12 protein-coding genes are annotated in these 8,764 nt (G+C 60.9%); 6 read left to right on the forward strand and 6 right to left on the reverse strand.

Going from position 1 to position 8,764, the window contains the following annotated elements; translation table 11 throughout:
• The 3 genes from Q0349_RS00060 to Q0349_RS00070 form a co-directional block, all read left to right on the forward strand.
• Positions 1-685 (forward strand): tRNA threonylcarbamoyladenosine dehydratase (locus Q0349_RS00060; protein ID WP_298078662.1); only part of this gene is annotated, 685 nt, incomplete at its 5' end.
• Positions 686-716: 31 nt separating this feature from the next.
• The gene (locus tag Q0349_RS00065; protein ID WP_298078663.1) at positions 717-1,436 is read left to right on the forward strand and encodes a hypothetical protein; all 720 of its coding nucleotides are present in this window, start codon (positions 717-719) and stop codon (positions 1,434-1,436) included.
• A 7-nt stretch (positions 1,437-1,443) separates the two neighbouring features.
• A complete protein-coding gene (locus Q0349_RS00070) occupies positions 1,444-2,454 on the forward strand; it encodes a hypothetical protein (protein ID WP_298078664.1) in 1,011 nt (336 codons plus the stop codon).
• Between the two features lie 193 nt (positions 2,455-2,647).
• Here Q0349_RS00070 and Q0349_RS00075 read toward each other — a convergent pair whose 3' ends face one another.
• The 6 genes from Q0349_RS00075 to radC all read right to left on the reverse strand — a co-directional run bounded on the left by Q0349_RS00075 (position 2,648) and on the right by radC (position 6,695).
• Positions 2,648-2,965, reverse strand: coding sequence for a flagellar biosynthesis protein FlgH (locus tag Q0349_RS00075; protein ID WP_298078665.1), 318 nt, complete (start codon positions 2,963-2,965; stop codon positions 2,648-2,650).
• 39 nt (positions 2,966-3,004) lie between these two features.
• Complete coding sequence (locus tag Q0349_RS00080; protein WP_298078666.1) at positions 3,005-3,184, reverse strand: hypothetical protein; 180 nt, start codon at positions 3,182-3,184, stop codon at positions 3,005-3,007.
• Positions 3,185-3,388: 204 nt separating this feature from the next.
• Positions 3,389-4,075 carry a hypothetical protein gene (locus Q0349_RS00085; RefSeq protein WP_298078667.1) on the reverse strand — a complete coding sequence of 229 codons (687 nt, stop codon included), beginning with the start codon at positions 4,073-4,075 and terminating at the stop codon, positions 3,389-3,391.
• Between the two features lie 339 nt (positions 4,076-4,414).
• Positions 4,415-4,981, reverse strand: a complete 567-nt coding sequence (locus tag Q0349_RS00090; RefSeq protein ID WP_298078669.1) for a nitroreductase — start codon at positions 4,979-4,981, stop codon at positions 4,415-4,417.
• Positions 4,982-5,108: 127 nt separating this feature from the next.
• A complete protein-coding gene (locus Q0349_RS00095) occupies positions 5,109-5,945 on the reverse strand; it encodes a response regulator (protein WP_298078670.1) in 837 nt (278 codons plus the stop codon).
• 75 nt (positions 5,946-6,020) lie between these two features.
• Positions 6,021-6,695 carry a DNA repair protein RadC gene (gene radC, locus Q0349_RS00100; RefSeq protein WP_298078671.1) on the reverse strand — a complete coding sequence of 225 codons (675 nt, stop codon included), beginning with the start codon at positions 6,693-6,695 and terminating at the stop codon, positions 6,021-6,023.
• Positions 6,696-6,728: 33 nt separating this feature from the next.
• Here radC and coaBC point away from each other — a divergent pair, with 33 nt between their 5' ends.
• The 3 genes from coaBC to Q0349_RS00115 form a co-directional block, all read left to right on the forward strand.
• Positions 6,729-7,916, forward strand: coding sequence for a bifunctional phosphopantothenoylcysteine decarboxylase/phosphopantothenate--cysteine ligase CoaBC (gene coaBC, locus Q0349_RS00105; protein WP_298078672.1), 1,188 nt, complete (start codon positions 6,729-6,731; stop codon positions 7,914-7,916).
• A complete protein-coding gene (gene dut / locus Q0349_RS00110; RefSeq protein WP_298078673.1) occupies positions 7,913-8,371 on the forward strand; it encodes a dUTP diphosphatase in 459 nt (152 codons plus the stop codon). Before coaBC ends, dut begins: the two co-directional genes overlap by 4 nt.
• Before the next feature lie 11 nt (positions 8,372-8,382).
• The coding region (locus Q0349_RS00115; protein ID WP_298078674.1) for an ATP-binding protein at positions 8,383-8,764 on the forward strand (382 nt) is incomplete at its 3' end.

Genomic DNA, 8,764 nt, shown 5'->3' on the forward strand with positions numbered 1-8,764 from the left:
CGTCCTCATCGCCGGCCTCGGCGGCGTCGGCGGCTACTGCGCCGAAGCCGTCGCCCGCGCCGGCGTCGGCCACCTCATCATCCTCGACCACGACACCGTCTCGCCTTCCAACCTGAACCGCCAACTGCTGGCGCTGCACAGCACCCTTGGCGCGAAAAAAACCGACGTCATGCGCGCCCGCCTGCTGGACATCAACCCCGGCCTTGAACTCACCGTGCACGACCACTTCCTCCACCCCAGCGACGCCGCCGACTACCTCGCCCCGCTCGCGCCGGACATCCTCGCCGACTGCATCGACTCCATCGCCTGCAAAGCCGCGCTCGTCGCCGCCGCACAGGCGCGTGGCATCACCGTCATCTCGGCGATGGGCGCAGGCAATCGCCTCGACCCCGGCCACGCCCGCATCCGCCCACTCAACCAAACCAGCGGCTGCCCGCTGGCACGCGAAATGCGCCGCACCCTGAAAGCGCACGGCGCCAGCCTCAACTACCCCGTCGTTTACTCCGACGAACCGCCGCGCCAACCGCTGCCGCACCAGCCCGTCGGCGGCGACACCCCCGGCCGCGCCCGCGCCGTCAACGGCACCATCTCCTATATGCCGGCGCTGTTCGGCATCCTGATGGCAGGCCACATCATCCAGACCCTGCTCGCCGCCCCGACACCCGCCACAAACGCAGTATCATAACCACCTGACCAAACAACCCCCGGAAAAACCGATGAAAACCCAACTTGCCCTGCTGACCGCCCTCGCCCTGCTCCTCACCGCCTGCGACCAGCCCGCCCCCAAAAACGAAAAACCCGCCGCCGCCCAAAACGACAAAACCACCGAAACCGACAAAACCCCGCAGCCGAACGGCGGCAGCAAAGCCGACAAACCCGCCACCGACACCAAAACCGGCAACAAAGCTCCCCAGCCAAACAGCGACAACAAAAACAACACCCCCGCCGCCGATAACAAAACCGGCGACAAACCCGCCGCCAGCGACAGCAAAACCGACACCCCGACAGACAACAAAGACCAGCCCAAAGACGAGGCGCCCGCCACCCCTGCTCCGCCGCCCACCTTCAAAACCGCCGCCGAAGCCCTGCCCTACATCCAGAGCCAACTGCCCTACGACACCCAGGAAAGCAGCTTCCGCAGCGTCACCCTCAACAACGACACCTACACCTTCACCGCCGTCGTCAAAGGCGTGGAAGACGCCGCCGCCTTCCGCGCCAGCCACGACATGGAAAGCCTCGCCAGCGCCTACCGCCAGACCGTCAAGCCCTACATCTGCGACCAGGAGCCGCTGAAAAGCCTCGGCGAAAAGAAAAAATACCGTGGCGTCCACTTCGACTACCAGGACGAACACGGCCAAAGCATCATGCAAATCGACATCGCCGCCAGCGACTGCACGGCAACCGCAGCGGGCGACACCACCTCCGCCCAAAAATAAACACACCATGCACCCGGCGCACGAACCCGGCGCACCCATCGCCGCTTACCAACCAGACAGCCTCGACATCTACGCCCTGACCGACAACGACTGCAACGACCCCATTACCTTTGACCCCACGCGCTATGCCTGGCACAAAACCGCCCGCCTCTGCGCCTGGCATGACGGCACACAAATGCACGAAAACACCGCCGTCCTGCACTGGCACATCCCGGCAGCAGAAAGACCCCTGCCCGCCGACGAAGCGACCGCTGACGCACGTCTGGAAGCAGCGCTGGACAACCATAGCGAGGCGGAAATCACCGCAGCCGTCTCCGACCTGTTCGCCTTCATGCAAGCAGCAGCGATTAACGACACGGACAACAAACCGCAGGTACGCCATGTCGCCTTGCCAGACCCGTATCCCCTGACCGATAACACCCTCTACCGCCTGCAAGTATTGCCGCACCGTACCAAGCCGGGCGACTTCCTCCTGCTCGCCGTTGCGACAGGCGATGATGCTCCCGCCACCTTACAACAACGGCGTGACACCCTTGCCGCCCGGCCACGCAGCACCTACCACGGCAACCCGCACGACGATGGCTTTTGCGGCGCCAGCTGGTGGCACAACCCGCAAGGCGAAGCGCTGACAATCTACCTCGCCGCCGACCCCAACGACCCGTACCGCCCTGCGGGTGCCGCCATAGCCACACTGAACACCCTCGATGCCATCGGCACCGCCCTCTATGCCCCCATTGCCGCCTGCGCCCATGACCACATCACACGCCACTGGGACAGACTGCGCAAGCGCTACGAATGCATCACCTGCGATGACTACGACATCCTCATCAGTGCCATCCACAAGGAAGAAGTACCGCCCGCACCCGACCGGGAAACCATCTTGCGCGACCTCGTCATCGAAGAACTGCATATTGCCGCCGATGGCAGCGCTGAAGCCGTTGGATACTGCCATCTGGTGGAATACCGCATCAGCCTCAATGCCGACGGCACCCCGCGCGCCGCCTGCGACCTCGCCTGACTGCAACCAAGAGCGCACCAAAGATTCATGGCAGATTCTGGGCGGGCGTAGGATGTGTGGCGGCGTAGCAGACACGCACGCAGGAAAAACGGGGTACGCGCGTGCGTGCCTGTGGCACACATCCTATGAGCCTATACCTTTCAAAATGCCAAAAAAATCCCCGGCCATGCCGGGGATTTTTTCGCTTTGACCATCAGCGCCAAAGATAACTGCCACCGTAATAACCGCCGAGAATACCGGCGGCGGCACCATAAACGGTGCTTTCGGCATCGTGGCCGATGGCGTTGCCGACGCCTGCGCCCACGGCGCCGCCCCAAAGGGCGTGATTAACTTCGTTCGGCTGTCTGGCATAGTTACTGTGGCGACTGCCGATAATGTTCTGACCAACGCTACTTGGCCCTTCCATGCCCATGGGGGCGGGTGCTTGCGTTTGCAGCGGCACATCGTTGCGCGGCGGTGCGGCGCAGGCGGCAAGCAGGAGAACGGTGGCGAGCGGGACGAGGGTTTTCATGGGAGATTCCTTGTAGTCAGGGGAAAAATTGCGGCGTTTTTACCATTGGTTGGCGTAGTTGACGTGACGGCTGCTGATGATGTCCCAGCCCAGGGCACTCGGCGTTGATGGCGTACCCAACGGCGCCGGTGCTTGCGCTTGCAGCGGCACATCGTTGTTTGGCGGCGCGGTACAAGCGGCGAGCAACAGGACAGTAGCGAGCAGGATGAGGGGTTTCATGGGATTCCTTGTTGTCAGGGGAAATTGGGGCAATTTTACCGTGTTTGCTGAAGGGATTGCCGTGTTTTCACCCGGTCGCAAGGTGTGGGAAGGCAGGTGATTGCTGTCGCTATACATTTGAAAATGGCGCACCTGAGTGCAACCTGTATTTCTTCTCAGTAAAAAACAGGCGTTGCGTGCCTTGCTGGATAACAATAGATGGTTTCATGGTTTATCTCCAATATCATGTGTAAAAAATTGTTCCTTATGCAAAGCTGGGCCATCGCATTTTGGAGGAAGCAAATCGCTTTCAACGAACAAATAAAAATGACTGTGTATCCAAAGTCGGGTTGGATAAAAACTGGAAAATCTTCGTGAGACTGGCTCTTCAAGAGCATCAATTATGCGGTATCCCGAAAAAAATTTTATATCACTATCATTAGGAAAGTAATTAGCAGCATGAATATCCCAACTCATAAAAGAATATTCTGGAATTCTTAGATAGCGACCAAATACCCAGCTTGAATAATCTAAATTCTTTACTATCGGCGTATTGGGAAAAGGACTAAAATCTCCGGGTATACAACTTTCTTGATTGATAAAAGAAAGCTCGCCTTCTTCCTTAAGGGAGGTGAAATAAGACCAAAACTTTCCATGCACCTGCTCACAAACTTGGGCAGCAGGGATTCTGGTGCCATAGGCACGGTAAATTTCCAGCTCCTTGCATTCGGCATCCACATAGATACGTTCATAAAGCAGTTTATAATCATCTCCTAACTGCTGATGCTCCAAGTAAGGTTCAGCCGCACGCACCAATGAATCTTTCTCCATGGGAGACAGCACAAATATATGAAGAAGGATAAGGAGAATACCGCCCGCAATAAATATTGCAACCAAATGCCTTATCTTCATATAAAAAATCTTCCGAAGCACTCCCACGGACACGCCTGCCCGTAAGGGCGTTTTCCAGATTCTGCTTGTGCGCTGCACCAGGTAGCGCGGTAGTGGTTTTGGCGGGGTGTCATTGTTGTTCTTCCTGCTTGAATTGGCTGCTGGCAAAAATGGATAACCAGATGTGGTGCGCGCCTGCTTCAGGCGAAATTTTGGGAGTTTTTTGCTTCATGAGACCATCATCTCACTGTGCAGTCATCAACACGGATTATCCGCTGCCCTCGGCTCCCACGCGCAGGCTGACCAGCCATGTCCGCGCAAAACGACGCTCACAGCAGGTGTGATGTGAACGCGCCCTGGTTATTCATGCCAGACGACGACATCGGCAAGTGGCGGCCGCGGGCGTTCGGTGGCGGCTGCGGCGGGGGTGCCGAGGAGGATGAAGCCGAGGATTTCATCATTGGCGGCGACGTTGAGCGCGGCCTTGACGTCGGCGTCGTGTGCCGCCCACGAGCTGAGCCAGCAGGCGGCGTAGCCGAGCGCGTTCGCGGCGATGATGAGGTTTTGGCAGACGGCACCGCCGGAGAGGATTTGTTCGATGCGCGGCACGATGGTTTCGCGGTTGATGCGGCTGGAGACCATGACGAGAAAAGGCGCGCGGGCGACGAAGCCGGTTTTTTTCGCGGTCAGGGTTTCGTCGGCGTCCGGTTGTTTCCGCGTCCAGATGGCAAGCAGGGTGGCGACGAGGCGCTCTTGCGCGGGTTTGCGAAAGACGTCGATGCGCCACGGGTTGAGGTTGCCGTGGTCGGAAACGCGGGTGGCGGCGCGCAGGATTTGTTCCAGTTCGGCGTCTGTTGGCGCGGGTTCCTGCATTTGGTTGGGGCGCAGCGAGTTGCGGCGCAGCAGGGTGTCAAGGGTGGGGTTCATGGGGGTCTTCTCGATTTTTTGCGATTTTAGCGATAAAGCGGGATGTCTGATGGTGGGGCAAGCCCCACCCTACAGCGCGGCTAATGAAAAACGCCACTGGCGTGGCGTTTTCGTAACAGGTGGTCATTTAGCCGGTGAAGGCGGGCAGCAGTTGCCAGATGATGGCGACCAGCGCAATCAGCAGTGCGACGGCGCCGATGACGATGGAGATGGTGGCACGGCGGTCGCTTTCGGAAAGGCGGTGTTGCAGGTGCAATACTTCTTTGCGGTGCCGTTCGATTTCGCTGTTGACGCCTGCCTTGCCGTCTTCCACCGCACGCTGGGCGCGCTCTTGCGCGACGGTGAGCTGGCGTTCGAGTGTGTCGAGGCGGCGGTTGATTTCAACGGTATCGACGTAGGTGACGGCAAGCGGGATTTGTTGTGCCGCTTGCGGTGCGGGCGGCACGGCAGCCGGGGCGACGTAGGACGGGGTAGCGACGCCAAATTCGCCGTCGTCCACAGCTGTCGGACGAGGTGCCGGGGCGGGTGGCGGTGCAACAGGTGCCGGTTTGGGCGCAGGCGCGGGGGCAGGTTGTGGTGCCGGGGCGACGCGGACGCGGTCGCGCAGCGCGGAAAGGAGGTGGTCGAGGCGGCTGGCGTCGGCGGGGTTGGGCAGATAGCCGGTGGCACCGGCGTCGCGCGCGCGCTGGCGGGCTTCTTCGGAGATGTCGCCGGAGTACATGATGACCGGCAGGTCGCGCGTTTCCGGGTCGGCGCGCAGGCGGGCGAGGCCTTCGTAGCCGTCCAAATCCGGCATCATGATGTCCATGAAGACGATGTCCGGCAGGGTGTGGCGCGAAATCCAGTTTTCGCCATCCACCACGCCCTCGGCTTCCGCCACTTCTATATCGTATTTGGCCAGCAGGCGTTTCAGGGTCAGGCGTGCCAGACGCGAATCGTCCACAATCAGTGCAGTTTTCAGCATATTTTTTTCCTGTCATCCTTAAAAATTGGTGAAGCGGCGGCATTTTAGCCTTTATGCGGGCGGCATTCTACTGGATTACCACCCGCCGCATTCGCGCATCGACACCAGTTCGCTACCGGCGACGATGAAATGGTCAAGCAGGCGGATGTCCAGCAATGCCAGCGCCGCGTCCAGTTGGCGTGTGGTGTCGCGGTCTTCGCGCGATGGTTCGGCGCTGCCCGCCGGGTGGTTGTGCGCGAGAATCAGCGCTGCGGCGTGATGGTGCAAGGCGCTGGCGATGAGCGCCCGCATGGGCACTTGCACCTGCGCCGCCGCACCCGCCGCGAGGCGTTCAAAGGCAATGAAGCCGTGCTGCTGGTTCAAAAAAATCACGCCGAACGCTTCCAGCGCCTGCCCCTTGAACTGCATCAAGAGGTAATCGCGCACGTCTGCCGCCGATTTGAACGACCACGACGGCTGCCGCATTTCCTCGCGCATGAAGCGCCGCGCCAGCTCCGTCACCGCGAGAATCTCCGCCGTCTTTGCCTTGCCGAGACCGCGCACCGCCTGCAAATCGGTGGCGCGACTGTTGAACAGCCCGACCAGCCCGCCGCGCACCCGCAGCAGTTCGCGCGAAAATTCCAGCACATTGCTGCCCTTGCTGCCGGTGCGCAGCAAAATGGCGAGCAGCTCATAATCGGCAAGCGCCTGCGCGCCCTGAAGCAGCAGGCGTTCGCGCGGCATATCCGTTGAGTTTGCAACCTCATCCATTACAATGCCCCTTTTCCTTGAAGGGGGCGCATTATGGCGCAAAACATCCTCATCGGCATCAGCGGCGGCATCGCCGCCTACAAAATCCCGCAGCTCGTCCGACTCCTGAAAAAACAAGGTGATAACGTGCGCATCGTCATGAGCGAACACGCGCGCGAGTTCGTCACGCCCACCACCCTGCAAGCCGTATCGGGAGAAGCGGTGCGCGACGCCCTCTTTGACCCCGCCGCCGAACAGGGCATGGGGCACATCGAACTGGCACGCTGGGCGGACGCCTACCTCATCGCCCCGGCGAGCGCCAACACCCTCGGCAAACTGGCGCACGGCATCGCCGACAACCTGCTCACCACCCTCTACCTGGCGACCAGCGCGCGCGTCTATGTCTATATCGCGCCGGCGATGAACTGCCATATGCTCGCCCACCCGGCGGTACAGGCCAACCTCGCCACCCTCGCCGCGCGACCGAACCATACCGTCATCCCCAGCGACAGCGGCGCGCAAGCCTGCGGCGACGTCGGCGCGGGACGCCTGCCCGAACCCGAAACCCTGCTGGCGTACCTCAACCAGCGCGAAACACAAGACTGGCGCGGCATCCGCCTCACCGTCACCGCAGGCCCCACACGCGAAGCCATCGACCCGGTGCGCTACCTCACCAACCACAGCAGCGGCAAAATGGGCTACGCCCTCGCCGCCGCCGCTGCCCGGCGTGGTGCCGCCGTCACCCTCATCAGCGGGCCGACCGCCCTGCCCTGCCCCACGGGCGTCCAGCGCATCGACATAACAAGTGCCGAAGAAATGCTCGCCGCATCGCTCGCCCACCCCGGCGACGTGTTCATCGCCGCTGCCGCCGTCGCCGACTACCGCGTTGCCCAGCCTGCCGCGCACAAACAAAAAAAACAGGGCGACAGCGGCCTTACCCTGCAACTGGTGCAGAACCCGGACATCGTCGCCACCATCGCCGCATTGCGCGAAAACCGCCCCTACACCGTCGGCTTTGCCGCCGAAACCAACAACGTCCTCGCCTACGCCCGCGACAAACGCGCGCGCAAAAACCTCGACCTCATCATCGCCAACGACGTGAGCCGGGACGTCTTCGGCGCCGACGACAACGCAGCCACCCTCATCGCTGCCGACGGCGAAACCACCCTGCCGCGCCAGACGAAAACCACGCTGGCCGACACCCTGCTCACCCACATCCTCAACCATTGGAAAAAAGCATGAACACCCTTGACCTCAAAATCCTCGACCCGCGCGTCGGCCAAACCATCCCGCTGCCCGCCTACGCCACCCCCGGCAGCGCGGCGATGGATTTGCGTGCCGTCTTTGACGACGAACACTACACCGTCGAGCCCAATGCCACCGCGCTCATCGGCACGGGACTTGCCATCCACCTCGCCGACCCTGGCTACTGCGCCCTCATCCTGCCCCGCTCCGGCCTCGGTCACAAACACGGCCTGGTGCTCGGCAACCTCACCGGCCTCATCGACAGCGACTACCAGGGCGAACTGAAAATATCGGTCTGGAACCGCAGCGCCACGCCCTACACCATCGCCCTCGGCGAGCGCATCGCGCAACTGCTCATCCAGCCCGTCGCCCGCCCGGCGCTCAACCTCGTGGACGACTTCCCCGACAGCACACGCGGCAGCGGCGGCTTCGGCCACACCGGCAGCCATTGAGCGGACAAGCAATGTTTGCCCACAAACTGCCGATTAACATCGAAGACCTGCTGCACCAGCGCCGCGTGGAAAGCGAGCGGATTGAATACAAAGAAAGCTGGAATCCCGAAGCAGTACTGCATTCCATCTGCGCCTTTGCCAACGACTTTCACAATCTGGGCAGCGGCTACATCATCATCGGCGTGCGCGAACAAAACACCGACCAAGACAAACCCGCATCAGGACTGGATTTCCCGGCTCCGACCGACCTAGATACCGTACAAGCTACCGTACAAGCTGGCGACCTAGTTGAAAAAACCATTTTGCGCTTACTAGAACCGCTGCAACATGAACCATTAGGTGGTGTCCTAAAATGTATGCTGATAAACGGCGGGCAAACAAAAAGCAACGGAG

The sequence above is a fragment of the uncultured Cardiobacterium sp. genome (assembly GCF_938028185.1).
GTDB lineage: Bacteria > Pseudomonadota > Gammaproteobacteria > Cardiobacteriales > Cardiobacteriaceae > Cardiobacterium.